Raw genomic sequence first — 352 nt, 5'->3', positions numbered from 1 at the left:
TTTTTTTGTCGATGAAACTGTGTTTTTTTGCACCTCTTCACGGATGAGCGTGAGGGTCATAATAAAGGCCAGAAATATCAAGGCGGCTGCGTAGAAAAACGTAGTTCGAATGCCAATCAGTCCCGGCAACCATCCCCCGGCAAGGGGGCCAACAAGATTACCTGCCATGACACCGGATGAAACGATCCCTAACGCCCATGCGATACGTTCTTTGGGAGCTTGGACAGCGATAAGGATCGTAGCACCGGATGAGTAACCTCCTGCAAGGCCAGCTAACAACCGCAGTCCGACTAATTGCCAGATATTTGTTGCCAGTCCCATAAGTGAAACCGTGATAGCCATTCCAAAGCTG

General features: G+C 49.7%; 1 protein-coding gene. It reads right to left on the bottom strand.

The genetic code is table 11. The annotated features are described in order from the left end of the window. Positions 1 to 352: MFS transporter (locus BHE89_RS22640; RefSeq protein WP_128860788.1), on the bottom strand; the 352-nt coding region annotated here is incomplete at both ends.

Source organism: Shigella sp. FC1967, from assembly GCF_001743005.1.
GTDB lineage: Bacteria > Pseudomonadota > Gammaproteobacteria > Enterobacterales > Enterobacteriaceae > Proteus.
Note: the sequence above shows the minus strand (reverse complement) of the source record. Positions and strands in the feature narration are given on the sequence as shown.